26 protein-coding genes are annotated in these 25,881 nt (G+C 69.0%); 4 read left to right on the top strand and 22 right to left on the bottom strand.

Translation table 11 applies throughout. From position 1 onward, the window contains the following. Positions 1 to 58: 58 nt before the first annotated feature. The gene (locus OYT95_RS32415) at positions 59 to 997 is read right to left on the bottom strand and encodes an NAD(P)H-dependent flavin oxidoreductase (RefSeq protein WP_268790084.1); all 939 of its coding nucleotides are present in this window, start codon (positions 995 to 997) and stop codon (positions 59 to 61) included. A 64-nt stretch (positions 998 to 1,061) separates the two neighbouring features. Beyond that, positions 1,062 to 2,954, bottom strand: a complete 1,893-nt coding sequence (gene lepA / locus OYT95_RS32410) for a translation elongation factor 4 (RefSeq protein ID WP_037226390.1) — start codon at positions 2,952 to 2,954, stop codon at positions 1,062 to 1,064. A gap of 65 nt (positions 2,955 to 3,019) precedes the next feature. Here lepA and OYT95_RS32405 point away from each other — a divergent pair, with 65 nt between their 5' ends. Further along, a complete protein-coding gene (locus tag OYT95_RS32405) occupies positions 3,020 to 3,583 on the top strand; it encodes a type II toxin-antitoxin system PemK/MazF family toxin (protein WP_112299460.1) in 564 nt (187 codons plus the stop codon). 4 nt (positions 3,584 to 3,587) lie between these two features. Here OYT95_RS32405 and OYT95_RS32400 read toward each other — a convergent pair whose 3' ends face one another. The 5 genes from OYT95_RS32400 to OYT95_RS32380 form a co-directional block, all read right to left on the bottom strand. After that, positions 3,588 to 4,349 carry an SGNH/GDSL hydrolase family protein gene (locus OYT95_RS32400; RefSeq protein WP_268790083.1) on the bottom strand — a complete coding sequence of 254 codons (762 nt, stop codon included), beginning with the start codon at positions 4,347 to 4,349 and terminating at the stop codon, positions 3,588 to 3,590. A gap of 117 nt (positions 4,350 to 4,466) precedes the next feature. Beyond that, positions 4,467 to 5,240, bottom strand: a complete 774-nt coding sequence (locus tag OYT95_RS32395) for an aquaporin (protein WP_268790082.1) — start codon at positions 5,238 to 5,240, stop codon at positions 4,467 to 4,469. A 63-nt stretch (positions 5,241 to 5,303) separates the two neighbouring features. Beyond that, positions 5,304 to 6,134: a transglutaminase family protein gene (locus OYT95_RS32390; RefSeq protein WP_011594353.1), complete on the bottom strand. Its 831-nt coding sequence runs from the start codon at positions 6,132 to 6,134 to the stop codon at positions 5,304 to 5,306. A gap of 8 nt (positions 6,135 to 6,142) precedes the next feature. Continuing rightward, positions 6,143 to 7,114 (bottom strand): alpha-E domain-containing protein, encoded by a 972-nt coding sequence (locus tag OYT95_RS32385; RefSeq protein ID WP_037226382.1) that lies wholly within the window; start codon positions 7,112 to 7,114, stop codon positions 6,143 to 6,145. After that, positions 7,114 to 8,739 carry a circularly permuted type 2 ATP-grasp protein gene (locus OYT95_RS32380; protein ID WP_112299457.1) on the bottom strand — a complete coding sequence of 542 codons (1,626 nt, stop codon included), beginning with the start codon at positions 8,737 to 8,739 and terminating at the stop codon, positions 7,114 to 7,116. Before OYT95_RS32380 ends, OYT95_RS32385 begins: the two co-directional genes overlap by 1 nt. Before the next feature lie 306 nt (positions 8,740 to 9,045). Between OYT95_RS32380 and rpsT the strand changes: the two genes are divergently transcribed. Further along, complete coding sequence (gene rpsT, locus OYT95_RS32375) at positions 9,046 to 9,306, top strand: 30S ribosomal protein S20 (protein WP_005248015.1); 261 nt, start codon at positions 9,046 to 9,048, stop codon at positions 9,304 to 9,306. 70 nt (positions 9,307 to 9,376) lie between these two features. Here rpsT and holA read toward each other — a convergent pair whose 3' ends face one another. Beyond that, complete coding sequence (holA, locus tag OYT95_RS32370; RefSeq protein WP_112299456.1) at positions 9,377 to 10,354, bottom strand: DNA polymerase III subunit delta; 978 nt, start codon at positions 10,352 to 10,354, stop codon at positions 9,377 to 9,379. A 116-nt stretch (positions 10,355 to 10,470) separates the two neighbouring features. Here holA and OYT95_RS32365 point away from each other — a divergent pair, with 116 nt between their 5' ends. Next, on the top strand, positions 10,471 to 11,226 hold the full coding sequence (locus tag OYT95_RS32365; protein ID WP_268790081.1) for a hypothetical protein: 756 nt from the start codon (positions 10,471 to 10,473) through the stop codon (positions 11,224 to 11,226). On the opposite strand, the gene OYT95_RS32360 is transcribed toward OYT95_RS32365, so the two are convergent. Together OYT95_RS32360 and OYT95_RS32355 are read right to left on the bottom strand one after the other, a co-directional pair. Further along, on the bottom strand, positions 11,219 to 12,328 hold the full coding sequence (locus tag OYT95_RS32360) for a carboxylate-amine ligase (RefSeq protein WP_112299454.1): 1,110 nt from the start codon (positions 12,326 to 12,328) through the stop codon (positions 11,219 to 11,221). The two genes, OYT95_RS32365 and OYT95_RS32360, sit on opposite strands and share 8 nt — an antisense overlap. A gap of 48 nt (positions 12,329 to 12,376) precedes the next feature. Beyond that, complete coding sequence (locus tag OYT95_RS32355; RefSeq protein WP_268790080.1) at positions 12,377 to 13,927, bottom strand: carboxylesterase/lipase family protein; 1,551 nt, start codon at positions 13,925 to 13,927, stop codon at positions 12,377 to 12,379. Between the two features lie 133 nt (positions 13,928 to 14,060). Here OYT95_RS32355 and OYT95_RS32350 point away from each other — a divergent pair, with 133 nt between their 5' ends. Beyond that, positions 14,061 to 14,789, top strand: a complete 729-nt coding sequence (locus OYT95_RS32350) for a GAF and ANTAR domain-containing protein (protein WP_268790079.1) — start codon at positions 14,061 to 14,063, stop codon at positions 14,787 to 14,789. A 6-nt stretch (positions 14,790 to 14,795) separates the two neighbouring features. Here the strand turns inward: OYT95_RS32350 and OYT95_RS32345 are convergent, their stop codons facing one another. From OYT95_RS32345 to OYT95_RS32290, 12 genes are all read right to left on the bottom strand, one after another. After that, entirely contained in the window at positions 14,796 to 14,966 is a 171-nt protein-coding gene (locus OYT95_RS32345) for a hypothetical protein (RefSeq protein ID WP_005261277.1), read from the bottom strand. A 195-nt stretch (positions 14,967 to 15,161) separates the two neighbouring features. Continuing rightward, positions 15,162 to 16,127 carry an LLM class F420-dependent oxidoreductase gene (locus tag OYT95_RS32340; protein ID WP_128641904.1) on the bottom strand — a complete coding sequence of 322 codons (966 nt, stop codon included), beginning with the start codon at positions 16,125 to 16,127 and terminating at the stop codon, positions 15,162 to 15,164. Positions 16,128 to 16,179: 52 nt separating this feature from the next. Continuing rightward, positions 16,180 to 17,739: a ComEC/Rec2 family competence protein gene (locus OYT95_RS32335; RefSeq protein WP_268790078.1), complete on the bottom strand. Its 1,560-nt coding sequence runs from the start codon at positions 17,737 to 17,739 to the stop codon at positions 16,180 to 16,182. After that, positions 17,739 to 18,608 (bottom strand): ComEA family DNA-binding protein, encoded by an 870-nt coding sequence (locus OYT95_RS32330; RefSeq protein WP_268790077.1) that lies wholly within the window; start codon positions 18,606 to 18,608, stop codon positions 17,739 to 17,741. Before OYT95_RS32330 ends, OYT95_RS32335 begins: the two co-directional genes overlap by 1 nt. A 69-nt stretch (positions 18,609 to 18,677) precedes the next feature. Beyond that, the gene (locus OYT95_RS32325) at positions 18,678 to 19,544 is read right to left on the bottom strand and encodes a DegV family protein (protein WP_268790076.1); all 867 of its coding nucleotides are present in this window, start codon (positions 19,542 to 19,544) and stop codon (positions 18,678 to 18,680) included. A 4-nt stretch (positions 19,545 to 19,548) separates the two neighbouring features. Beyond that, positions 19,549 to 20,346: a diglucosylglycerate octanoyltransferase gene (octT, locus tag OYT95_RS32320; protein WP_037226366.1), complete on the bottom strand. Its 798-nt coding sequence runs from the start codon at positions 20,344 to 20,346 to the stop codon at positions 19,549 to 19,551. Beyond that, a complete protein-coding gene (locus OYT95_RS32315; protein WP_037226365.1) occupies positions 20,333 to 20,992 on the bottom strand; it encodes a histidine phosphatase family protein in 660 nt (219 codons plus the stop codon). The genes octT and OYT95_RS32315 overlap by 14 nt, the downstream gene beginning before the upstream one ends. Then, entirely contained in the window at positions 20,989 to 21,414 is a 426-nt protein-coding gene (gene rsfS, locus OYT95_RS32310) for a ribosome silencing factor (RefSeq protein WP_037226364.1), read from the bottom strand. The genes OYT95_RS32315 and rsfS overlap by 4 nt, the downstream gene beginning before the upstream one ends. Before the next feature lie 34 nt (positions 21,415 to 21,448). After that, positions 21,449 to 22,099, bottom strand: coding sequence for a nicotinate-nucleotide adenylyltransferase (gene nadD / locus OYT95_RS32305; RefSeq protein ID WP_005261284.1), 651 nt, complete (start codon positions 22,097 to 22,099; stop codon positions 21,449 to 21,451). 64 nt (positions 22,100 to 22,163) lie between these two features. Continuing rightward, positions 22,164 to 23,624, bottom strand: a complete 1,461-nt coding sequence (locus OYT95_RS32300) for a vWA domain-containing protein (RefSeq protein WP_037226363.1) — start codon at positions 23,622 to 23,624, stop codon at positions 22,164 to 22,166. A gap of 11 nt (positions 23,625 to 23,635) precedes the next feature. Beyond that, on the bottom strand, positions 23,636 to 24,517 hold the full coding sequence (locus OYT95_RS32295; protein WP_128641899.1) for an AAA family ATPase: 882 nt from the start codon (positions 24,515 to 24,517) through the stop codon (positions 23,636 to 23,638). 61 nt (positions 24,518 to 24,578) lie between these two features. Continuing rightward, positions 24,579 to 25,859 (bottom strand): glutamate-5-semialdehyde dehydrogenase, encoded by a 1,281-nt coding sequence (locus OYT95_RS32290; RefSeq protein ID WP_268790075.1) that lies wholly within the window; start codon positions 25,857 to 25,859, stop codon positions 24,579 to 24,581. Between the last annotated feature and the right edge of the window lie 22 nt (positions 25,860 to 25,881).

Below are 25,881 nucleotides of genomic sequence, written 5' to 3'. Positions count from 1 at the left end.
CCCATTCTCAAGTAAGCGAAGGCTTACCTTCGCACACCCGAGGGTTCGGCGCTACGGGTTACTCCGCGAAACGGTGCAGCAACCGCTCCGCGTCGGCCGCGATCCGCCGCACCACGACACCCGCAGGCCGCTCCGACGTGACGAGACCCGCCGCCTCCCCGGCGTACACGACACCGAGGTCGGGGTTCGCGGGGTCGTAGGCGGTGGCGAGTTCGGCGTCGGGGGCTCCCGCGCCGTGCCAGCGCGACGTGAACTCGTTGCTCAGGGCCCGTCCACCCCAGCGGGCCGGCCACGGCTGGCGGCGCGCCTGGTCGAACACCGACGTGTACACGGTGTCGGCGCTGCCCGCCGCGATCAGCTTGTCACGGGCGTACTCCGGTCCGATGGTCTCGGGGCTGGCCAGCAGCGCGGTCCCGATCATCGCGCCCTCCGCGCCGGCGGCGAGCACGGCGGCGAGACCGCGACCGGTCGCGATGCCGCCCGCGGCGAGCACGGGCAGCGCGGTGGCCTCCAGAATCTCCTGCAGCAGCGGCAACGTCCCGATCCGCCCGGTGTGGCCGCCCGCCTCACCGCCCTGGGCGATGACGAAGTCGACTCCCGCCGCCTCCACGACCCGCAGATCGTCGATCGTGTTGACCTGCGACACCACCAGCGCCCCGGTGGCGTGGACCCGCTCCACGTACGGGGCGGGATCACCGAACGACAGCGACACGACCCGCGGGTTCTCCGCCAGCGCGGCGTCGAGCAGCGCGTCGTCGTCGTCGAGCGCCCAGGTCATCAACCCGATCCCGAATGCGTCGCCGCCGATGCTCCGCGCGACCGCCGTCTCCTTCGCCACCCACTCCGGGGTGGCGTAGCGCGCGGCGCCGAGCAGGCCGAGCCCGCCCGCCTTCGACACCTCCCCGACGAGGGTCCCGCCTGCCCGTCCGCCCATCGGGGCGCCGAAGATCGGCACCTCGATTCCCAGTGTCCGGGTGAGCCAGGTTTCGAGGGCCACGTGCCGCACCTACCTTCTTTCGATCAGACGTCGACGGAGGAGAACAACCGAGCGGTCGCGGTGCCTACTTCTTCGGCTTGTCCCCCACCGATTCGGACGACAACGCCGCCACGAAGGCCTCTTGCGGAACCTCGACCCGGCCGATGGTCTTCATCCGCTTCTTGCCTTCCTTCTGCTTCTCGAGCAGCTTGCGTTTACGGCTGATGTCACCGCCGTAGCACTTGGCGAGCACGTCCTTGCGGATCGCGCGGATGTTCTCACGCGAGATGATCTTCGAGCCGATCGCCGCCTGGATCGGCACCTCGAACTGCTGACGGGGGATCAGCTCACGCAGCTTCGATGTCATCCGGCCGCCGTACGCGCCTGCCGCGGAGCGGTGCACGATCGACGAGAACGCGTCGACCGCCTCACCCTGCAGCAGGATGTCCACCTTCACCAGGTCGGCCTGCTGCTCGCCGGACTCCTCGTAGTCGAGGCTGGCGTAGCCCTTGGTCCGCGACTTCAGGGCGTCGAAGAAGTCGAACATGATCTCGCCCATGGGCATCTCGTAGCGCAGTTCGACGCGGGTCTCGGACAGGTAGTCCATGCCGCCGAGTTCACCGCGCCGGTTCTGGCAGAGCTCCATGATCGCGCCGATGAACTCGCTCGGCGCGATGACGGTGCACTTCACCATCGGCTCGTAGACCTCGCGGATCTTGCCCTCCGGCCAGTACGACGGGTTCGTGACGACGTGCTCGGAACCGTCCTCCATCACCACCCGGTACACCACGTTCGGCGACGTCGAGATCAGTTCGAGTCCGAACTCGCGCTCGAGGCGGTCGCGGGTGATCTCCATGTGCAGGAGTCCGAGGAATCCGCAGCGGAACCCGAACCCGAGCGCCACCGACGTCTCCGGCTCGTAGGCCAGGGCGGCGTCGTTGAGACGCAACTTGTCGAGGGCGTCGCGCAGCACGGGGTAGTCCGAACCGTCGAGCGGGTAGAGGCCGGAGTAGACCATCGGCTTGGGGTCACGGTATCCGACGAGGGGTTCCGTCGCACCGCCGCGCGCGGCGGTGACCGTGTCGCCGACTCGCGACTGCCGGACGTCCTTCACACCGGTGATGAGGTACCCCACCTCGCCGACGCCGAGTCCGATGCTCGCCTTCGGCTCGGGCGAGATGATGCCGACCTCGATCAGGTCGTGGGTGGTGCCCGTCGACATCATGGTGATCTTCTCGCGCGGCGAGATCCGGCCGTCGACGACGCGCACGTAGGTGACGACTCCGCGGTAGGCGTCGTACACGGAGTCGAAGATCATCGCACGGGCCGGACCGTCCGGGTCGCCGACAGGAGCGGGGATCTGCCGCACGACCTCGTCGAGCAGTTCCTTCACCCCCATGCCCGTCTTGCCGGACACGCGCAGCACGTCACCCGGTTCGCATCCGGTGATGTGCGCAATCTCCTCGGCGTACCGGTCGGGGTCGGCGGCGGGCAGATCGATCTTGTTGAGCACCGGGATGATGGTGAGGTCCTTCTCCATCGCCAGGTACAGGTTGGCGAGAGTCTGGGCCTCGATGCCCTGGGCGGCATCCACCAGCAGGACCGCACCCTCGCAGGCCTCGAGTGCGCGGGAGACCTCGTACGTGAAGTCGACGTGCCCGGGGGTGTCGATGAGGTGGATGACGAACTCCTCGTCGCCGACCTTCCACGGGAGCCGGACGTTCTGCGCCTTGATCGTGATGCCGCGCTCGCGCTCGATGTCCATGCGGTCGAGGTACTGGGCACGCATCTGCCGCTCCTCGACCACACCGGTGAGCTGAAGCATGCGGTCGGCCAGCGTCGACTTGCCGTGATCGATGTGCGCGATGATGCAGAAATTCCGGATCCGGGCAGGATCCGTGAACGTCTTGTCGGCGAAGCTGCTGATGGGGGACCCCTTACCTGGACCGGCACCGGCCCGGTTCCGGGCCACTGTCACCTGTCAGGATATCCAAGTCACCGCGTTGCGGCTGCTGCGGCATACACGCACTAAGCTCGGCGGCCATGGCGAGCACGTGGAGCAGCATCGGGAAGACGTTGGGCCGACTTGCACGGGACAAGGGCCCGCAGCTTCTCCGGCAGCTGCAGAAGTCCGGCGCGCTGGACCGCGCGGCCGGTGTCCTGACCGGGTCGACGGCCGCCGCGCCGAAGCCGGCCCCGGGTCGTCCGGTCACCGCGAACTCCGCCCCGACAGCCCATCGGGCACGGAGGGTGGAGTACTCCCCCGACCTGGACGGTCGCGCGGATCCCGGTGAAATCGTCTGGACGTGGGTGGCGTACGAGGAGGATCCGAGCCAGGGCAAGGATCGGCCCGTGCTCGTCGTCGGACGCGACGGCGACACCCTGCTGGGTTTGATGCTGTCCTCGCAGAGCAAGCACGACGGCGACCGGGACTGGATCGCGGTCGGCTCGGGGGCGTGGGATGCGGAGGGCCGTCCCAGCTGGATCCGCCTGGACCGGGTGCTGGACGTGCCGGAGGCGGGGATCCGCCGCGAGGGCGCTGTCATGGCCCGGGACAAGTTCGAGATCGTGGCGCGGCGTCTGCGGGCGGACTTCAGCTGGCAGTGACGGGTCACCGGGCCAGATCTTCGGCGATGATCTCGGCGATCGCGGTCATCGCGAGTGCGTTGGGATGAGCCGGTTCGGCGGGTGACTGCGGCAGGAGGCCCTCGAACCACCGTTGCCCCGCCGGCGCGCAGGCGTCGTGTCCACCGTCCACGGCGGCCTGCGCGATGTCGACGTAGTGCACGCCGTACCTGGCCGCGGCCTCGACGTAGATCTGGTTGAACCGTGCGAAGTATCGCTCGAGCCAGACCGCGTCGGGGTCGGACACGGGCATGTTCGGCCAGCAGCCGTGTCGTCCGACGGAACCGCCGTGCCCGATCAGGTAGACCTCGGCATGCGGTGCCTTCGCGACGATCGCGGCGACCACGGCGTCGACCTGGGGCGCCATCGTCGCGATCCCCTCGACCGTGAGTTGCTCCGCCCGCGGGTTGTCGCGGCAACCGGCATCCGCGCCGGGAACGAGGGCGCCGCAGCGCACCGACACGGGCAGATGATTGGAACCGCCCCCGCCGATGCTGAGCGTCACGACGTCGGTGTCCGGGCGGAGCGCGTCGATCTGCGGCGGAGCGAAATGCGTCCCCACGAACTGCGGGGTGCTGATCACATGGGCGGGTGTCGCGGCGGAGCAGGTGACGTCGGTGACGGTAGCCGCGCCGATCAGGTGCGCCAGCTTCGCCGGGTAGTTCAGGTCCGGTGAGCGCAGGCACAGGTCGCGGTGCTCGGAGAATTCGATGAGCGGCCCGGCCGCGCGGGAGTCACCGAGAGCCACGTATGTCGGTCCCGGCCGCGGTGCGCCCTCGGCGGTCGCGGTGGCGGGAGCCGCTCCGGTGAGCGCGAGAACGACGCACGCGACAAATGCGGCTCGCAGGCCCCTGCTCGTCGGTGCTCAGCTCTGCAGTCGGTCGTACCGGCCGAACAGCGACCGGTAGACCAGCGCACCCACCGCGCCACCGATCAACGGGAACACGATGAACAACCACACCTGGGCGAGCGCGCCGTTCTGGTAGGGCGCGACGGCGAGGCTGCGGGCCGGGTTGACGGAGGTGTTGTCGATCGGGATCGCCACGAGGTGGATCACGGCGAGCGTGAAACCGATGGAGACACCGGCGAGCGGGACGTCGGAGATCTGGTCGGTGGATGCGAGGACCACGAACACGAGCAGCGCGGTGAGCAGGACTTCGATGATCATCGCCGCACCGATGCCGTAGCCGTTCTCGATGACCCCGCCGAGCGGTCCCTTGATGGCGGACGGACTGTGGGCGCCCCAGCCGTTGGCGCCGAGACCGTCGTCCGCCCGGTTGTACGAGGGCAGGCTCTGCGCGATCGCGTAGATCACCACTCCGGCGACGAGTCCGCCGATGACCTGGGCGACGACGTACAACCCCGCCTTCACGACGGACAACCGGCCGAGAGCGAGGTGTCCGACCGTGACGGCCGGGTTGACGTGGCAGCCCGAAATGGGGCCGATGGCGTAGACGAGGAAGAGCAGGGTCAGTCCGAATGCCAGTGCCACACCGAGGTTCCCGACCTTGGCTCCGGCGAAGACCGCCGTACCCACCGCCGCGAAGACCAGTACGAACGTACCGACCGCCTCTGCTACGTATTTCTTGAGATCCGAGATCGGTTCGACTTCTACGTATTCCTGTGCGGTTGGAGACATGAACCCACCTTCGTCGAAATGGATCGTTAGTCCTGCTTTCCACAGATAGATCTGGCTGGCACTTTACGCCAGGCGTGTGATCTCCACGACGACTTCGAGATCTGTCGCCCGGCCCCCGGAGAAGATGCCCTTGAGCGGCGGAACGTCCGCGTAGTCCCGTCCGATACCCACCGACACGTGCTGTTCGTTCACCGCGACGGCATTGGTGGGGTCGTATCCCCACCACGCGCCGGTCCACGCCTCGACCCACGCGTGACTCTCCCCCGCCACCGTGTCGTCCACCGCCGCATCGGGTTTCGGATGCAGATAGCCGGACACGTAGCGACTCGGAATTCCCATGCTGCGCAGAAGGACCAGCGTCAGGTGCGCGTAGTCCTGGCACACGCCCTGCCGTTCGGCCCAGGCGTCGACCGCGGACGTGTGGACGCCCGTCGTCCCCGGAACGTAATCCATCTCCCGATGCACCCAGTCCGCCGCCGCGACAACGGCTTCGTCGGGGGTGCGGCCCTTGCGGAGATCGCGGGCGATGGTGTCGAGCTTGCGGCTGCGCGGCACGAACGTGGTGTTGCTCAGCTGTTCGTTGAACCGGTCGGTGAGCGGAGGGCTGGCCAGCTCGTCCCAGTCCACCTTCTCCTCCGGCTCCCAGAACGGTTCGGTCTCGACCACGGACAGCCCGGTGACCTCGAGTTCCTTGTGCGGCGCATGGAGATCGAATGCGGTGACGGCGGTGCCCCAGTAGTCGGTGTAGCGGTACGACCGCGTCGCCGGCGTCGTCTCCACGCGGTTCAGGATCACCGTCTGCCTGCTGTCACCGCGCGGGGTCAGTCGCGCCTCGTTGTACGAGGACGTGACCGGTGCGTCGTAGGCATACCCGGTGGTGTGCACGACTCTCATACGCCAGCTCACAGCTCTCCCTCCACGACGGCTTCGCCGCCGACAGCCCGTGCATCGGTCCACGCCACCCACGGCGCGGCGTGAAAATACTGCAGCGCGATGGCTTCTCCGAGCTCGCGGCAGGTTTCCTGCAACCCCGCGAGCCGATCCTGGAGATCCTCGAGGAGCACGCCGGGCGGCAGGAACTCGAGTTCGCTCCGGGCCCTGCCGAGGAGACGCTGCGCCTCGGCCCTGTGTCCGACGCGGCTGTCGGGCTGGTGATCGAGCTCGGCGAGGCACAACTCCGCCTGCCGGATGGCGTGGAACACCGACCGCGGAAACAGCCGGTCCAGCAGGATGAACTCGACCACCCGGTTGGCGTCCAGCGCGCCGCGGTACGTGCGCAGGTAGGTGTCGTGGGCTCCCGCGGAACGCAGCACCGTCACCCACGCCGGCGAGGACGGGCGGTCACCCGCACGGGACAACAGCATCCGCGCGAGCATGTCGACGCGTTCGATCGAGCGGCCGAGCAGCAGGAAGCGGTATCCGTCGTCGCGGCTCATCGTCGAATCGGCCAGACCCGCGAACATCGCCGCGCGTTCCTCCACGTACCGGAAGAATTCGTGCGGCCCGAGACGCTTGGACGCCCGCTCGCGTTCGGCGAGACCGTTGTACGTGGTGTTGAGGCACTCCCACATCTCGCTGGACGTGACCTCCCTGGCACCCCGCGCGTTCTCGCGGGCGCTGGCGAGGGAGTCGATGATCGATCCCACCTGGTTGCGGCTGAACGCCACCAGTTCGGTCACCGACCGGACGTCGAGCTGCGTGTCGGGCGCTTCGATGCCGAGCACCCGCAGCAGCAACCGGGACGTCCGGTCGGGGTCCACCGAGGCGTCGTCGAGCAGCTGGTGCACGGCGACGTCGAGAATGCGGGCCATGTCGTCGGCCCGTTCGACGTACCGGCCGATCCAGTACAGCGATTCCGCGTTCCTCGCCAGCATCAGCGATCACCTCCCTGGCCCTGTTGTTGCTGCTGTTGCTGTTGTTGCTGCAGTTGAGTCGTGCTGAGTTCGGGTCCCTGCTCGGCCTCGGCGGACTGCGCCGGCTCGGCCACGAGCTCCTCACCCGCGAGTTCCCGCTCCTCGTCGGAGCTCCTGCTCGCGAGCACCCACGTGTCCTTGCTGCCGCCGCCCTGGCTGGAGTTCACGACGAGCGACCCCTCGGGCAGGGCCACCCGGGTGAGCCCACCCGGCAGCACCCACACGTCGTCACCGTCGTTGACCGCGAAGGGCCGCAGATCGACGTGCCGGGGAACCAGTTCGTCCCCGACCTTGGTCGGCACCGTGGACAGCTGGACGACGGGCTGCGCGATCCACCCGCGCGGGTCCGCCTTGATCTTCCGGGCGATCGTGTTCAGTTCCTTGGGTGATGCGTCGGGACCGAAGACGATGCCGTAGCCGCCGGAACCCTCCACCGGTTTGATCACCAGTTCGTCGACCCGGTCCAGGACCTCCTCGCACTCCTCGTCGAGCCAGCACCGGAACGTGTCGACGTTCGCGAGCAACGGCTTCTCGCCGAGGTAGTAGTCAATGATCTGCGGGACGTAGGTGTAGACGAGTTTGTCGTCGCCGACCCCGTTCCCGACAGCACTCGAGATGACGACGTTGCCCGCCCGTGCCGCGTTCAGGACGCCGGCCACCCCGAGCACGGAGTCCGGGCGGAAGTGCATGGGGTCGAGGTAGTCGTCGTCGATGCGGCGGTAGATGACGTCGACCTGCCGTTCACCCTCGGTCGTGCGCATGTAGACCATGTTGTCGCGGCAGAACAGGTCGCGGCCCTCGACCAGTTCGACACCCATCTGGCGCGCGAGCAGCGAATGCTCGAAGTACGCGGAATTGGCGACACCGGGTGTCAGCACCACGACGGTCGGGTCGGCCTCGTTGAGGGCCGCCGAAGCGCGCAACGCGCGAAGGAGATGGGAGGCGTAGTCGCCGACGGACCGCACGCGGTGCGACATGAACAGGTCGGGGAACACCCGCGCCATCGTGCGGCGGTTCTCCATGACGTAGGACACCCCCGACGGCGAACGCAGGTTGTCCTCGAGCACGCGGAACACCCCGTTCTCGTCGCGGACGAGGTCGATTCCTGCGACGTGGATCCGCACCCCGTTCGGCGGAACGATTCCCGAGGCCTCACGGTGGAAGTGCTCGCACGAGGTGACCAACCGCTTCGGCAGCACGTGATCACGCAGGATGCGCTGTTCCCCGTAGACGTCGTCGAGGAACATCTCGAGCGCCTGGACGCGCTGCTTGATGCCCTTCTCGAGTCGCGTCCACTCGGCAGCGGCGATGACCCGAGGAACGAGATCGAGCGGGAAGGGCCGTTCCTGACCGGACAGCGAGAACGTCACGCCCTGGTCGATGAACGCCCTGCCGAGGGCCTCGGATCGGGCGGCGAGGTCGGCTCGGTCCGCGGGCTCGAGCGCCTTGAAGACGCCCTTGTACGGCGGGCGGACGGTGCCGTCGCGGTCGAACATCTCGTCGAACGCCAGCCCGTAGCGCCCGATGTCGGTGTACCCGTCGAACACGTGGGCGGGTTCGACGGGCTTGCGCGGCCGGGCGGTCACCCGCGTCCGCGGCTGGGTTCCCGATGCCTTCGCACCCGCCTGCGTGCTTCCCCCCGATTTTCGGACGGGGGCTTTCGAGGTTGCCGACGATTTCGTTACTGTTGACGACTTCGATGCTGGGGGCGTCATCCCAGACATGCTGCTACATGCACACCCGTTCAGCAGCGCAGCCGCAGGATTTGTCGGCGCGTCCGGGTGCCGGTTTGAGATCGGACACCGATCACTGGTAATCTCGCCTGTCGGTGCATATGTGTGCGCCCAGAGCTTTCTCGACCGTAACCAGCTTAAGACGACAGGATTTTACGCGTGGCCAACATCAAGTCCCAGGTGAAGCGGATCCGTACCAACGAGGCGGCCCGACTCCGTAACCAGTCGGTGAAGTCCTCGCTGCGCACGGCGATCCGCTCGTTCCGCGAGGCTGCGGCGGCCGGTGACAAGGACAAGGCCAACGAGCTCCTCGTCGCCACCAGCCGCAAGCTCGACAAAGCAGCCAGCAAGGGCGTCATTCACGCCAACCAGGCTGCCAACAAGAAGTCTGCTCTCGCGCAGGCTATCAACAAGATCTGACGGTTCTTCCGTCGTAGGCTCTCCAACAGCCGCTCGATCCCCGGATCGAGCGGCTGTTGTCGTGTCCCCGTCAGATCTGGCGTAGCCGGGAGACGCGTCCCACGGCACTTTCGACGGCGTAGTCCGCGTCGGCCGCCGCACCTTTGACGTCGGCGTTCAGGGACGCCACGATGCGCAGCGCCTCCCCCACCGACGTGGGTGTCCAACCCTTCGCCAGGGCCTGCGCCTTCTTGATCTTCCACGGCGGCATGCCCAGTTCCGACGCCATCCGGAACGGGTCTCCCCGCCCGGCCGGCGCCACCCTGGCGATCGAGTGCACCGCGTCGGCCAGCGCGTCCGCCAGCAGCACGTGCGGAACGCCGCGCAGCATCGCCCAGCGCAGCGCCTCGATCGCACCGGCGGTGTCGCCGGCGACGGCCTTGTCCGCGACGTCGAATCCGCTCACCTCGGCCTTGCCCGAGTAGTAGCGCTGCACGGCGGCGACGTCGATCTTTCCGCCGGTGTCTGCGGTGAGCTGCGAGCACGCGGCGGCCAGTTCGCGCAGATTCGAACCGACTCCCTCGAACACGCTCTGCACCACTTCCGGCGACACCCGGACGCCGAGGGTGCGGAACTCGCCGCGGATGAACCCGATGAGGTCGCCGGACTTCAGTTTGGCGCACGGGTGCACCACGGCTCCGAGTTTCTCCAGCGCACCGGTCATCGCTTTCGCACGTCCGCCGCCCGAGTGCAGAACCACCAGGACGACGCCCGGAGGTGGGTCGCCGGCCGCGTCGAGGATCAGTGCCACCGAGTCCTTGCCCGCCTCGGCCGCGGCTTCCAGAACCACGACGCGGTCCTCGGCGAACAGGGAGGGGCTGAGCAGTTCGGCGAGTTCGGCCGCGCCGGCATCGCCCGCCCTCAACCGGTTGACCGGAAGCTCCGCGCCCGCGGCCACGTCCGCGCTCGCACGGACCTGGCTGATGACCTGCGACACCGCGCGTTCGACGAGGAACTCCTCGTCACCGAGGACGAGATGGAGCTGTTCGAGCTGAGTTGGTGTGCTCACGCGAAGATCGTGCCACGTGTGGCGGACACGTTCGCCGACACCCCGGAGCCGAGACCGCGCAGACCGAACAGGCGATAGCCGCGCAGCGGTCGCGTCGGCGGTGGACACTCGATCATATGACCGCGGAAACCGAGGTGGACGGCGTCACCCGCGAGGACTACGCGCACATGATCGACCTCGACGACGATCGCGCGGCAGGGCAACGGTACGAGCTGAGTTTCCGGTACACCTGCCGCGACGGGCTGCTCCTCCGATGGTCGGTGCACGTGGTGGCCCGCTGTTCGGCCTCCGGACACGCCGAGACGCTGTTCGCCGGTGGTCGATCCGTTCTCGAACCCGCATCGCCCTCGCGTCGCGACGTCGCGGCGGCCGGCTCCGACGACGACTTCGAGACCGCGTGCGACTTCTACGAACACCGCTGGCGGTCCCTGCTCGACCCGGCGGGCGGCAGCGTGCGAGGTGACACCGAGCAGCGTCACCTGTCGGACGCGCTCACCCTGTACGGGCGTACGTGGCGCAGTGCCGCCGGCCGCGCGATCGCCGACCGGCTCGCGTCGTTCGCGCATGTCACCGTGCTCGCCCTGGGAACCGACCCCGCCTTCCACGTCATGCGCCGCACCGCGGCCCACTACCCCGGCCCGGTCGTCCTCGCCGTCTACCAACCCGCCGGACAGCGCATCGATCTCAGCCTCGTCGACACCGCGACCGTGGAGGCGTTGATCGACGACCCAGGACCGCTGCGCACCGGACCGGACACCAGCGCCGGCGCTCTGCTCACGGGTGTCCGATCCGCCGGACTGCTGCATCCCGGCTACATCGGCTCCACCACCGCCGGCGTCACCGAGCTGACTCCGCCACCCCCGGTCAGCTGACCACTTCGCACGTCAGGAGGTCGACCACCGCCGCCAGCGTGCCGACGCGGGCGAACTCGGCCCGTTGCCGCTCGGCGCCCGTGCCCTCCCGCAACACGGTGTCGAGCCCCGACTCGAGGAACGCCCGATCACTCGCGCCGAGCCCCGGGGCCACGCACTCGTTCAGCAATTCCAGCTGCCGGCGGATCGGCAGCGACCGATCGGTGGCCGGGCTCGTGCATTCCCCGTCGAGTCCGTCACGGGCCGCACGCCACAACTGCGCTCGCAGCAGCTCGGCGCGCAGCCACGGCACGGTGAGGCCGTTCTCCAGCGACCGCAGCGCCCACCCGACGAGCCCCTTCACGACCACCGCGTAGAGCGCCGCGTGCGCCGCGGTCATGGCGACGTCCGCGATCCGGACCTCGATGGTCGGTTGCTTGTCGGAGAGCCGGACGTGCCAGTAGATCATTCCCCGGTCCATGGCGGCACCGGTCCCGATCATGGCGCCGACCGTCGCCTCGTACTCGTCCGCGGAGTCGAAGTGGGGCGGCGGTCCCGCCGACGGCCACCGCGACCACATGATGTGCCGCCAACTGTGATAAGCGGTGTCGTGCCCACTGTGGAACGGCGAGTTCGCGGCGAGCGCGAGCAGCACGGGCAGCCAACTGCGAACCAGGTTGCTCACCCGCACACCGACGTCGCGGCTCGGGATCCCAACGTGCACGTGACAGCCGCACGTGGTCACCGTGTCCACGATCGACCCGAAGTGGCGGGCCATCTCCTCGTAACGCGGGCTCGGGGTGATCGCCGGCGGCAATCCCTCGACGATCAAGGACGTCCCGCTGGGCAGCAGCAACAGGTCGCGGCCCGCGGCGGCCTTCGCCAGCCGGCGGCGCAGGCTGCGCAGCTCCTCGTGCAGTTCCTCCCCGGTGTGGCACACACCGGTCGCCGTCTCGATCTGGCATCGGGCGAGTTCACGCTGGAGCCCGTGAATGTCGTGGCCGGCCTCCGCCACCACGTCGGGTCCCGCGGCGGAAAGGTGACCGGACTCGTCGACGAGGAAGAACTCCTCCTCGACTCCCACACTGAGGTCGCGACCCGATTCCGTTGCTGCAGGGCTCATTCAGCAGGTATCCCCCGTTACGCGGATACGAAACCGGACCCCCGCCGCTCAGGTGAAGCCGATGACTTCCTCACCCCAGGCCCGGCGGAGTTCCCAGTCCGGATCGGCGACGATCGCGTCGGACTTGCCGATCAGCAGGGTCGTGCGATCCGCCTCGTCGTACCGCGGCCAGCCGACCTCGGCTCCCGTTCCGTCCGGGGTGCCCTCGGTGGCGAACGACAGCCACCGTCGCTGGATCCGCTCCGACACGTGCCCGGCGGTTCGGTGCCCACCGAGCTTGAACGTGGGGTCGTGCGGGACGACGCCGAAGTTCCCGAAGACGTATGGCACCTCGGTGCCGTGGGTGGCGCCGATCCGCGCGGCGCGCAGGAACGGTGTCGCGTAGTCGAAGCGGTACAACCAGGTCGGGGCGACGCGGCTGTGCGCCTCCGCGATCCACAGCGTCGGCATCCGGAACGCGGCGTCCCGCGAGATCTCCATGGCCGAGCGTTTCTTCGGGTAGTCGGGATACGCGGCCGCCACCTCCTGCTCCTCGTCTGCAGGCAGGTCGGGATGGTCGGCGGCGATCGCCACGAACATCTGATGCACGGCGTCCGGGGTGATCGGCATCAGGGGCGACTTCATCAGCCGGAACATGGACGCCTCGTCCTTGTTCGTCCCGATCAGCAGCGGGATTCGATGCGCGAGGCCTGTGCGGAACGCCGCGACGGGATAGTGCGGCACCACGTCGCCGTCGACCGTCGGGGCAACCGCCAGGGTGCCCGGGACCCGCGCGGGCACCTGCTGGACGAGTTCGACGCAGGCCTTCGTCAGCACGTCGACGGGCAGGTCGCGGAGTCGGCCCGCGTCGGCGGGCGCGATGTCGAGCAACTCGAGGAACGACTCGGCGATGCTCGCGGCGCGATCACGGCCGTATACGGACGTCGCGGGCGAACTCTCGGCGATCGCGCGATGGAACAGTCCCTCTGCCGGTGGGGACGTCATCAGCGTGGTGACCGCACCGCCACCGGCGGACTCCCCGAACAGGGTCACGTCTTTCGGGTCGCCGCCGAATGCGGCGATGTTGGCGCGGACCCAGGTCAGTGCCGCGATCTGATCGCGCAGGCCCAGGTTCGTGTCGAACGGATGCTCCTCGGTCGAGAACGAGGAGAAGTCCAGGAACCCCAGCGCACCGAGCCGGTAATTGAAGGTGACCACCACGACGTCGCCGCGTTCGACCAGATGCGTCGGATCGAACATGCGCTGTCCGGACGAACCGAGGTAATACGCCCCGCCGTGGATCCACACCATCACCGGCCGCGGTCGCCGGGCATCCGACGCGGGGGCGAAGACGTTCACGGTGAGGCAGTCCTCGTCGAGGGTCAGACCGGGATCGATGGGCAGCGGGCCGTGCTCGTTCTGCGGTGCGATCGGGCCGAACCGGGAACAGTCGCGCACCCCGCTGAACGGTTCGGGCGCGCGCGGGGAGCGGAGCCGCCACTCGCCGACCGGCGGTGCTGCATAGGGAATGCCCTTCCACGACCGGACGCCGTCGAGGCGGACGCCCCGCAGCGTTCCCTGGCCGATGGTCACCTGTGGGTCCTCGGTGCGCAAAACCATGACGTCATCTTCGCCCGGGGCCACCGTCCCCGGAGTCCGATCGGGAATTCCTGCGGCCCGGACCTGCGGCGACCTCCCTCTCTGGCAGACTGAATCGGTGAGCCGGGCACATGCCCGCACGCTGGAGGAACCGATGCGAGACACAATGCCCGATACGACGCGCTCGCAGGCTGTCGGCAGGTCGGCCGCGACGTTCGCGACCCTCGCCGATCTTCTCTACGCAGGCCAGGATTACGGGCACGTCCACCAGGCCATCTGCGACGCCGCGCCACTACTCGTCGAGGGCTGCGACCACGCGAGCCTGATGCTCCGGGAGGGATCCCGCTACGTGACGGTCGCGGCCAGCGACGACGTGGCCGCGCGCGTCGACGAGTTCGAGCGCGTCGAGAACGAGGGACCGTGCGTCGATGCCATCGTCAGCGACACGCCTCAGTTCGAGACGGACCTCTCCACGTCGTCGCAGTGGCCGCGGCTGTCGGCGCGGGTGCTGGCCCACACGCCGGTGCGCGGTGCGGCCGGATTCCGCCTCGTCATCCTCGGGCGCAAGGTCGGCGCCCTCAATTTGTTCTCCGACACGGCGGGAGCGCTGAACACCACGTCCGTCGATCAGGGCATCATGCTCGCATCGTTCGCGGCGGTGGCGTTGGCGGCCGTCCACGAGCACGCCGAGGCCGAGACACTGCGGGCAGGCCTGGCCAGCAATCGTGAAATCGGGAAGGCCGTGGGTCTGCTGATGGCGTTCCACAACATCCCCGAGACTCAGGCGATGGAGATTCTCCGCACCACCTCGCAGGACATGAATCTCAAGCTCGCGACGGTGGCGCAGGAGATCGTCGCTCACCATCACCGGAAGGTGACCTGACCGCCGTCAGTCCACCTCCGGTGCATCGGGGTTACCCGCAATGCCGAGCATGGACAGGAGCATGCGGCAGTCTTCGGCGTCCAATGACTGGGCAGCGACGACCCGCTGCGCTCTCCACACCTGCCCGGCGTCGAGTTCGTCGTCCACATCGAGATCTGTCCGCTCCGATTCCGACATTCGCCCTCCAATGCGGGTGCGTTCCAAGACCGTTCACCTCAGGCATCTGCCACCGGATGGTAGTCGGTGTTTCGGTGTCGCATACGCACATCGGGAATCGAAGTCGAAACGATACAGAACGCGTTCCGCACCCGCCGCCCCGAGCGTGCCGAGCGGTGCGCCGGGGAGTCGAAAGTTACAGCAGCACAGCCGATGTCAGGCCGTTGTCAGCGCCCGCAGCGGCTCACTCAACTCGGTGGCGAAGAACTCGAAGAACCCGTCCACGTCCGGCCCCGCGTTGATCAGCGCCAGATGATCGAACCCTGCGTCGACGAACGTGCGTGCCACCTCCAGGTGCCGCCGGACGTCCGGCCCGCAGGCCATGGCGTCGCGGACGTCCTCGGTGCGGATCGACGACGACGCCGCCTCGAAGTTGATCGGATTCGGCAGTTCGGCTTGAACCTTCCATCCGGTCAACCCGAACCGGAACAACCGGTGCGCCGACTCGGCCGCGGATTCCTCGTCACGCGCCCACGAGAGGGGCACCTCCCCGTACTTGGGTCCCGACCCACCGGCCCCGGTGTAGGCCTTCACGAGGTCCGGGTCCGCTTCGGTGGCGAAGAGTCCGTCGCCGAGTTCCGCGGCGATACGGACCGCTTCCGTGCCGCCCGCCGCGACGGCGATCGTGGGCGGCACGTCGGGGAGATCGAAGACGCGTGCGTCGTCCACGGTGAGGTGTTTGCCCTCGTACGAGTGGTAGCCGCCCGACCACAGCAGACGGATGATGTCGATTGCCTCACGGAGCATCTGGTGCCGGATGGTGACCGACGGCCAACCGCCACCGACGACATGTTCGTTCAGCCGTTCCCCCGAACCGAGCCCCAGGGTGAACCGGCCCTCGCTGAGGACGGCGGTCGTGGCCGCGGCCTGCGCGATGATCGCGGGGTGATATCGGACGAACGGGCAGGTGACGCCGGTCGCCAGGGCGATCCGGTCGGTCCGTGCGGCAGCGGCCGCGAGCATCGACCACACGAATCCCGAGTGACCGTGACTGTAGAGCCAGGGGTGATAGTGATCGCTCACCTCGACGAAGTCGAAGCCGGCCCGTTCGGCCTCCACCGCCTGCCGCACGATCTCCCGCGGATCGAACGTCTCGGCCATCAGCTTGAACCCCACCTGCATGTCGTCGTCCCTTTCCTCGAGTTCTGCGAAGGTTTCCCGGATTCGGGCGCGCTCACACAAGGCGTCCCAGCGACGACGGCCAGACCGGCGCCCACAGCACCAGCGCACCTATCGCGATTCCCGCCAGCACCAGCCGGGGTCCGCGTCTGCGCAGCGTCACACCGAGCGCCACCACGGCACCGAGGACGATCGCCGCACCGGCGGGCCCGGAGGGCACCGGTATCGAGGCTCCGGGAATCCGCGCACCTCGCTCGGCCACGGTGACGAGCCACCACAGCGGCCACTGGGTCACGTGCACCACCACTTCCGCGACGGGAACACTGACACCCGCGATCAGCGCGGTGATCGCTCCGGCCACGGTGATCACACCGACCACGGGGGCGACCAGGATGTTCGCGCAGATGGACACCAGGCTCACCGTCCCGGCCATCGCGGCCACGATCGGAGCGGTGACGGCGAAGGCGGCGACGGACACCGCCACCGTCTCGGCCACCGCCCGCGGCCAGCCGCGGCACACCAGCACGTCGACCCCCACCGGCGCGATCACGATCAGCCCGGCAGTGGCGGTCGCCGAGAGTACGAAGCCGAAGTCCACCGCCAATTCCGGTGACCACGCCAGCAGGGCGATGACCGCGGCCGCGAGCGCGGGCATCGCCTGTTTCCGCCGTCCGGTCACGAGCGCCAGCAGAGCGACCGAGCCCATCGCCGCGGCGCGCAGCACGCTGGGCGACGGTCGCGCGATCACCACGAATGCGATCAGCGCCGCGGCGGCCAGCGCCGCACCCGCGCGGGGACCGAGTCCCACCCCGCGGACCACGAGCAGGACGGCTCCCAGCAGGATGCTGACGTTCGCCCCGGATACCGCCGTGAGATGCGTCAGTCCGGTCGCGGTGAAGTCGTCCTTCACCTCCCGGGGCAGCGCCGAGGTGTCGCCGATCACCAGCCCCGGCAACAGTCCTGCCTCGTCGGCGGGCAGAACGGCGGCGGCCGCGACGAACCGCGCACGCAGGGCGCCGGCCCACCTCTGATGCGGGGGCGCGGGACCGACGGCCGCGGGCGGTCCGGACACCCGGATCGTGGCCAGGCTCAGGTCCCGGTGCCGCGGAGGGCCCGCCTGCCCGCGCAAGATCACGTCCTGCCCCGGCAGGAGTCCGAGCCACCCCGCCGCCGGGGCGAGGACGACCACCGCACCGCCCGAGTGGATCGTCTCGGTGGCCCGGCGGATCTCGACGACGTCCGCGTTCACGAGGACGTGCCGTCCGAAGCCGGCGATCTCCCGGGGATCGTCGGCAAGGGTGAGGACGAGCGTCACCCACGCCTCGTTCCGGCCGAGTTCGGTCATCGGGTGCCGTTCCACGGCCTGAACCCGCCAGGCCGTCCCCGCAGCGCAGCAGGACCCGAACAGTAGTACCGCCAGCACCCCGGCCGTCCACCGTCCCGGTCCCCGCAGGACGCACCCCGCGGCGAGGAGAACTGCCGCTCCCGTCAGGGTTGCCACGAGAACCCACGCCGCCCGGGAGCCGCCGTGGATACCGATCAGCGTTGCCGCCCAGCACATCCCGGCGAACGGAAGAAGCCGCAGGTCGAGGAGCCGCGGTTCGTCGTCGGGCATCACAGGGTGACCTGGCCGCGCAGCTTCTCCAGCCGCACCGGGCCGATCCCGTCCACCTCCCCCAGTTGCGAGATGTCGGTGAACGTTCCGTTGGTCGTGCGCCACGCGACGATCGCCGCCGCCGTGACGGGCCCGACACCGGGAAGTGCGTCGAGTTCCGTCTCGGTCGCCGTGTTGAGGTTCACGAGCCCTCCGCCCGGGGCGGCCGCTGCGCCTGCGGTCCCCGGCGATCCCGCGGAGGCTCCGCCCACAGCGCTCGGCGGCGCCTGGGTGGTCGCGGCACCCACGAGAACCTGATCGCCGTCCGAAAGTCGTTGAGCCAGATTCAATCCGAGGGTGTCACCGCCGTCGCGCACTCCCCCGGCAGCGGCGAGAGCGTCCGCGACCCGGGACCCCGGTGGCAGCCGGACGAGACCGGCCGACGCCACCAGTCCCACGACGCTGACGACGATCTCCTCCGCCGGGGCGGGTGCCGACGCCGCCGCGTCGGGACTCGTCGGTGCCGGTCCCGGTGCCGGAGTCAGAGAATGCACTCCGGCAGCGGGTAACGACGGAACCGCCTGTGCCTCCGGCCGATCGTTGCGCATTCCCAGCACGGTGGCGGTCGCGACGACGATTCCCACCACGATCAGCACCAACGCCCCGGAACGCCCGGGATCGAATCGTGCGTCCCGCCAGCGGTCCGGCAGCGAGAATCCACCCCGGCGGCGTTCGGCGGACCACGTCGTGTCGCCGTCGAGGACGGTCCCGCTCGGCTCGGCCAGCCACTCCGGCGCCGCCGGTGTGTCGGCCGGGACCGCATCGCGTTCCCCCGACGTCAGGAACGCGAGCCGGGTCCGGCCCCTGGAACGTTCTTCCCTGATCCCCATGAACGCGACGGTAGAGTGCGCCGCCCACCGAATTGCCGCGACGACCCGACTTCCGAACCGGCCTGTGGATCAGTGCGAAGTTGTGGATGAATCGTGGTCTTCGTGGTGCAGGGCGGGTTCCGGGCACAGCACGATGCCGATGGCGCCCGCCCCGACGTGGGCACCGATCACCGAGCTGAAATCGGTGACGACGAGATCGCTGACCTGCGGAATCCGGTCCTTCAGGTGCTGTGCCACCGCTTCGGCGCGCTGCCGGGCGTGCATGTGATGCACAGCGACGGCCGTCCTGTCCAGACCTGCCAGCTCCACCGCGGCGTCGACCATCCTGGCCATCGCCTTGGTCGAGGTGCGCGTCTTCTCCTTCAGAACCAGCCGGCCGTCCACGAGATGCAGCACCGGCTTCATCGCCAGTGCGGTGCCGAGCAGTGCGGCGGCGGTGCCGATACGGCCTCCGCGACGCAATTGATCGAGCCTGTCCACGACGATCAGGCACCGCCCGCGGCTCGCGACGTCGACCGCCCGCCGGTACGCCGTCTCGAGGTCCGCACCGTCCTTCGCGGCCCGCGCGGCCTCGAGGACCGGGTAGCCCAATCCCATTCCGGCGGACTGGGAGTCGACGATCCGCACCCGGCCGTCGAATTCCTGCGCCGCCTGGCGGCCCGCCTCCCACGTGCCGGACAGCTGCCGGGAGATGTGTACCGCGAGAACGCCTGCGCCCTCACTCAGCTCCAGCGCTGCCGCGTACGCCTCGGACAGCTCGCTCGGCGACGCGCCCGACGTGGTGACACCGGCAAGATCCTCGGGGAGCTCGTCGATTCCCTCCCGGAAATCCTGACCGCCGCTGAGGACATGGAGCGGGACCACCTGGATCCCGTACTGCTCGAGGAGTTCGGGCAGGATCGAGGCCGAAGAATCGGTGACGACGACGACGGGCATCGGACTACTCGGCTCCGCTCGACACCGGGTCGGCCGGAACCGCGCCCTCGGCGGAGTCCGGAACGACTCCCGCGGCGCGAAGCGCGGTCAGCATCGCCGCGGCCACCTCGGTGTGTCCGTCCCAGCCCCAGTGGATGCCGTCCGGATTGCCCTGATCGCTGAAGACGTTGGCGCGCACCGCCTCCGCGAGGTCGACGATGGGCACGTTCTTCTCCTCCGACCATGCGGTGATGGCGGCAACGGCACCGGGGCGACCCGCGTGCACCTTGCCGTAGGCCTCGCTTCGATGCACGGACGGCAGGGTTCCGATGACGGGCAACTCGGGGCGCATGTACTCGAGCGCCGCCCGGGAGCTCTCCAGGTACTCGACACTCAGCCGCGGGGGCAACGCCACGGGCCACCCCAGCGGGGACAGCCTGGGCTGAAGCCACTGGTAGCCGGCCCGCACGACGCGGCGCAGCGCGGGTGGGCGGACGTAGCGCAGTTGTTCCCGCAGCGCCGTCGGGAGCGGGGACGGAAGGGAGTCCATGCCGCCGACAGCGAACACGACGGCACCGGCGCGGGGAACCGCCGACCACACACGTGGGTCCTGGGTCAGCGCCCACCACACGTCGCGGCTGGTCCAGCCGATCCGCGCCACCAACTCGACATCCCAACCGAGTTGACGTGCAACGATATTGGGCCAGATGTCGGGATGGTCGGATGGGAGACCGCCCTTGGGTCCGTAGTACGACAGCGAATCGGCGAGCACGAGCAGGACGGGGCGCGCCCCGGAACCGGCATCCACGTCAGAGGACGTCACTGGCCACACTCGCAGAAGCGTTCCACACGTCGAGGCGCCAGTGGAGCGAATCGGGGTTTCCGTACGCACTCAGCTGCACCCAGCTGGTGTTCCCCAGCCCGCCCAGCACCGGCCAGCGGTCGACGGGCAGATCCAGCAGCGCGGCGGTCAGCGCGGCGATCAAACCGCCGTGCGCGACCAGGACCACCGGTTTCTCCGCCCAGTCCTCGTGCTTCTCGACGAGTTCGGCAACCACCGGCTTGCTGCGGCGGGCGACGTCGATACGGCTCTCCCCGCCGGGCGGCGCCCACGTCGCGTCGCCGCGCCACGTGGCGCGGGCGCCGGGCGCGCGCGCGTCGACGTCGAGGTGCGTCAGCCCCTGCCAGTCACCGAGATGCGTCTCGCGGAGGCGCTCGTCGATCTGCACCGGCAGACCGGCGTTGTCGCCGACCTCCACTGCGGTGTCGTAGGCCCGCCGCAGGTCGGAGGACACGATGGAGATCGGTCTGCGACCGACGAGCGCGGTGGCGGCGGCGCGGGCCTGCGACCGCCCCAGCTCCGACAGTTCGGTGTCGAGCTGACCCTGCATGCGGTTGTCGGCGTTGTACTCGGTCTGCCCGTGGCGGAGCAGGATCAGACGTCGCGGGGCACGGGGGGCATCCGTCACAGCTCGGACTCCTCCGCCTCGGCGGCAGTGCCCGCACCGTTCGCGTCGGCCGGGCCGTGCTGCCCGAGACCCTCGACGGGCACGGTCGGGCAGTCCTTCCACAGCCGGTCGAGTGCGTAGAAGTTGCGCTCCTCGTTGTGCTGGACGTGGATCACGACGTCCACGAAATCGAGCAGTGCCCAACGGCCTTCGCGGGTGCCCTCGCGTCGCACCGGCTTGTGACCTGCCTCACGCAGCCGATCCTCGATGTTCTCGACGATCGCGTTGACCTGTCGCTCGTTGGGGGCGGAGGCGATGACGAAGCAGTCGGTGATGACCAGCTGCTCGGAAACATCGAGCACCACCACATCGGAGGCCAGCTTCTCGTCGGCAGCCACTGCCGCGATGCGTGCCATCTCGATGGCTTCGGTCGTTGCGCTCACGCGATGTTCTCCCAGTTCGTTCGAAAAGTGCTGACTAGCTCTTGGTCTTGTCCGGGGCCGGTTCGGACATCGTCGTCGCGCCGTCGAGGCGCTCGGAGTCCGGTGGCCGGTACAGGTTCCGTTTGGAGATGTACTGGACCACACCGTCCGGCACGAGGTACCACACAGGACGGTGTCGACTGGCCCGCCGCCGACATTCCGTCGAGGAGATCGCCAGAGCCGGGATCTCGATCAGCGTGACCGCGTCCTCCGGCAATGCGTCCAGGTGACCGGCCAGATGTTCGGTGTTGAGATCGAATCCCGGGCGCGACACCCCGACGAACTTCGCCAGCGAGAACAGTTCCTCCCAGTCCTGCCAGGACAGGATACTCGCCAGGGCGTCCGCACCGGTAATGAAGTACAGCTCGGCGTCCGGGTGGTAGCTGCGCAGATCACGCAGAGTGTCGACGGTGTAGGTGACCTTCTCCCGGTCGACGTCCACCCGGCTGACGGAGAAACGCGGATTCGACGCGGTGGCGATGACCGTCATCAGGTACCTGTCCTCGGCCGGGCTGACGCCCTTCCCCTGCTTCTGCCAGGGCCTGCCGGTGGGCACGAAGACGACCTCGTCGAGGCTGAATCGATCCGCCACCTCGCTGGCCGCCACGAGGTGACCGTGATGAATGGGGTCGAAGGTGCCGCCCATGACTCCCAGGCGGCGCCGACGCGCGCCCGCTGCTCCCTGTTCCACGAGTGACGAGCTTACGTGCTCACACCGGCAGCAACCCGGCGACCACCGACGCCAGCTGCTGAGCGGATCGGCATTCGTGCATGCTGATGACCTCGTTGTACACCTTGGCCGCCGAATCGCCCGTTCCCCACTGCCCGCGGGGCTCCGGGTTCAGCCAGTGCGCGTGTTTCGCCACCGACACGAGCCGGGCCAGGGCCTCCAGATTCGGGTCGCGGTAGTTGTTGCGACCGTCGCCGAGCACCAGCAGCGACGTCCGCGACGTGATGCTCTGGGTGAACCGCTCGGCGAACACCCCGAACGCGTTGCCGTAGTCGGAGTGCCCGTCGTAACCGACGAGGTCGGCTTCCCGGATCATCCGCGACATGGCGCTGCCGAGGTCCGCTCCCGCGTCGAAGAAGCGGGTGACCTCGTCGGTGGTGTCGATGAACGCGAACACCCGCACCCGGGAGAACTGTTCGCGCAGCGCGTGGACGAGCAGCAGGGTGAAGTGGCTGAAACCGGCAACCGAACCCGACACGTCACACATCACGACGAGTTCGGGCCGCGCCCGCCGCGGTTTGCGCTGAACGAGGTCGATGGGCACTCCGCCGGTGGACATCGACTTGCGCAGGGTCCGGCGCAGGTCGATCGAGCCGGCCCGGTTGCGGCTGCGCCGCACGGCCAGGCGGCTGGCGAGCAGCCGGGCCAGCGGGGTCACGTTGCGTTTCAGCGCCGTCAGTTCGGCGTCGGACGCGCGCAGGAAGTCGACTTCCTCGGCCAGCCGGGGCACGCCGTACGACGCCACCCGTTCCTTGCCGAGGTTCTCCGCCGACCGCCGCCGCGTCTCCTTCTCGATCATCTTCCGGAAGTCGGCGATCCGCTGGGCGGCGGTGCGCTTGGCCACCTCGGATTCGTAGCTTTCCGTCGTCCGGGCGTCGGCGTCCTGCTGATTGCCCAGGAGTCCGTCGAGGATCTTCTTCAGCAGGGTTTCCGGCGCGACGTCCCGCAGCGCCTGGTACGCCGAGAACGACGGTCCGTTCGCCGACTGATACTGCCCGAGTTCCTCGACCATCTGCGCGGTCAGGAGCTCGGTGAGCTCGATCGCCTCCGGCGACCCGTCGGTGAGGAGTTCGACGATCAGCTCGCGCAGCGCCTCGTAGTCGATCTCGCCCTTCGCGTTCCGCGGCAGACTCGTGTCGATCGCCCCGTCCGCCCGGCTTCCGACCGCCGCCGGGAACCAGAGTTCGAACAACGCGTCGAAGGTTGGCCGGTGGGTGGGCCGCCGCAGCAGCGCGCACGCGAGCCCCTCGCGCAGCGATTCGCGGTCGAGCAGATCGAGGACCGACATCACCCGACCGGCGTCGACCGTCTCGGACGGTCCGACCGTGATGCCGCGCCGCCGCAACGCCTCGACGAAGTCGACGAGATGCCCCGGCAGCCCGTGCGGCGCCGCGGGACCGCCCGGCTTCGACCGGGACGCGAGTGGACCACCAGCAGCCATGGGGAAGTCCTTCAGTTCAGTCGCAGCTCGGCAGCGGCCCGTAGCTGGTCGGATTGGTGTTTGAGGACGACACCCATCGTGGCGCGCACGGCGTCGTCGTCGAGGGTGTCGAGCCCGAGCGCGAGGAGTGTGCGACCCCAGTCGATGGTTTCGGCGACCGACGGCAGCTTCTTCAGCTGCATGCCGCGCAGCACGCGGATGGTCCTGACCAGCTGCTCGGCCACTGCCTCGGGCAGCTCCGGCACCCGGCTCGCGAGGATCCGCCGCTCGAGCTCGGCGTCGGGGAAGTCGAGATGCAGGAACAGGCAGCGGCGCTTGAGTGCCTCGGACAGTTCGCGGGTGGCGTTCGAGGTGAGGACGACGAACGGCTTGCGCGTGGCCGTGATGGTGCCCAGTTCGGGGACGGTGACCGCGAAATCGCTGAGCACCTCGAGGAGCAGGCCTTCGATCTCGACGTCGGCCTTGTCGGTCTCGTCGATCAGCAGCACCGTCGGGTCCTCGCGCCGGATCGCGGTCAGCAGCGGCCGCGACAGCAGGAACTCCTCCGAGAAGACGTCCGCCTTGGTGGAGTCCCAGCTGTGGTCGCTGCCCGCCTGGATGCGCAGGATCTGCTTCGCGTGGTTCCACTCGTACAGCGCGCGTGCCTCGTCGACGCCCTCGTAGCACTGCAACCGCACCAGCTCGGCGCTGGTGGTCTCGGCGACGGCGCGGGCGAGTTCGGTCTTGCCGACGCCGGCGGGACCCTCGATGAGCAGGGGTTTTCCGAGTCTGTCGGCGAGGAACACCGCGGTCGCGGTGCCCTTGTCGGACAGGTAACCGGTTTCGGCGAGCCGAGCGATGACGTCGTCGACGCTCGCGAAGAACGGCGTCGTGGTGGGCAGTGCGCGATCCACGCTCGCTCCTTTCAGAAGTGACGGGCAGAGGGGGCCGGAGGGAAAGGGGTGGGCGAAACGTCTAGACCGGGCGGGTGTGCCCGTCACCCCAGACGATCCACTTGGTGGACGTCAGTTCGGGGAGCCCCATCGGGCCGCGCGCGTGCAGCTTCTGCGTGGAGATCCCGATCTCGGCGCCGAATCCGAACTGCTCACCGTCGGTGAAGGCGGTGGACGCGTTGACCATGACGGCGGCGGCGTCGACCCGGGCGGTGAACTCGCGGGCGGCCGCGAGGTCGGAGGTCACGATGGCCTCGGTGTGACCGGTTCCGTAGCGGTCGATGTGCTCGACCGCGGCGTTCAGATCGTCGACGACCTTGAGGGCCACATCCAGGGTGAGGTACTCCTCCGACCAGTCCGACTCGGTCGCGGGTAGCAGACCCGGCAGATCCCCGTGGACCGTCACGCTGTGCGTCTGCAGGGCCTGCAGCAGCTTCGGCACCGCCGTCTCGGCGATCGCGGCGTCGATCAGCACCGTCTCCGCGGTGTTGCAGACACTCGGTCGCCGCGTCTTGGAGTTGAGCAGGATCCGTTCGGCCATCTCCAGGTCGGCCGCCGAGTGGACGTAGACGTGGCAGTTGCCGACGCCCGTCTCGATGGTCGGGACGGTCGCGTCACGCACCACGGCGTCGATCAGGCCGGCGCCGCCGCGGGGAATGACGACGTCCACCAGCCCGCGGGCCTGGATGAGGTGCGTCACGCTGGAGCGGTCGTCGCTCGGCAGTAACTGCACCGCGTCCTCCGGCAGCTGCTGCGCCGCCAGCGACGCCCGCAACGCCGCGACCAGCGCCGCGTTCGACTTCGCCGCGGACGAGGAGCCGCGCAGCAGGGCCGCGTTGCCCGACTTGAGTGCCAGCCCGAACGCGTCGACGGTGACGTTGGGGCGGGCCTCGTACACCATGCCCACCACGCCGAGCGGTACCCGCAGCTGACGGAGTTCGAGACCGTTGGGGAGGGTCGAGCCGCGCACCACTTCACCGACCGGGTCGGGCAGACCGGCCACCTGACGCAGTCCGGACGCGATTCCCTCGATCCGCTCCGGGGTCAGCCGCAGTCGGTCGAGCAGGGAGTCCTCGGTGCCCGACGCCCTGGCCGTCTCGATGTCGGCCGCGTTGGCGGCGAGGATGTCGGCCGAGGCGGCGAGCACGGCATCGGCCGCCGCATGGAGTGCCGCGTCCTTCTGCGCAGTGGTGAGCAGCGCGAGGACCCGCGACGCGGTGCGGGCGCGACGGGCCGCTGCGTGGACGGCTTCACGGGTATCCACCGCGGCACCGGCCGACGAGGTGGAAGTCACTGCAGTCATGAAGACAGCCTATATACAGGGG

This window comes from Rhodococcus sp. JS3073 (assembly GCF_026810085.1).
Classification (GTDB): domain Bacteria; phylum Actinomycetota; class Actinomycetes; order Mycobacteriales; family Mycobacteriaceae; genus Rhodococcus_F; species Rhodococcus_F wratislaviensis.
This window is presented reverse-complemented; position numbering and strand designations above follow the sequence as displayed.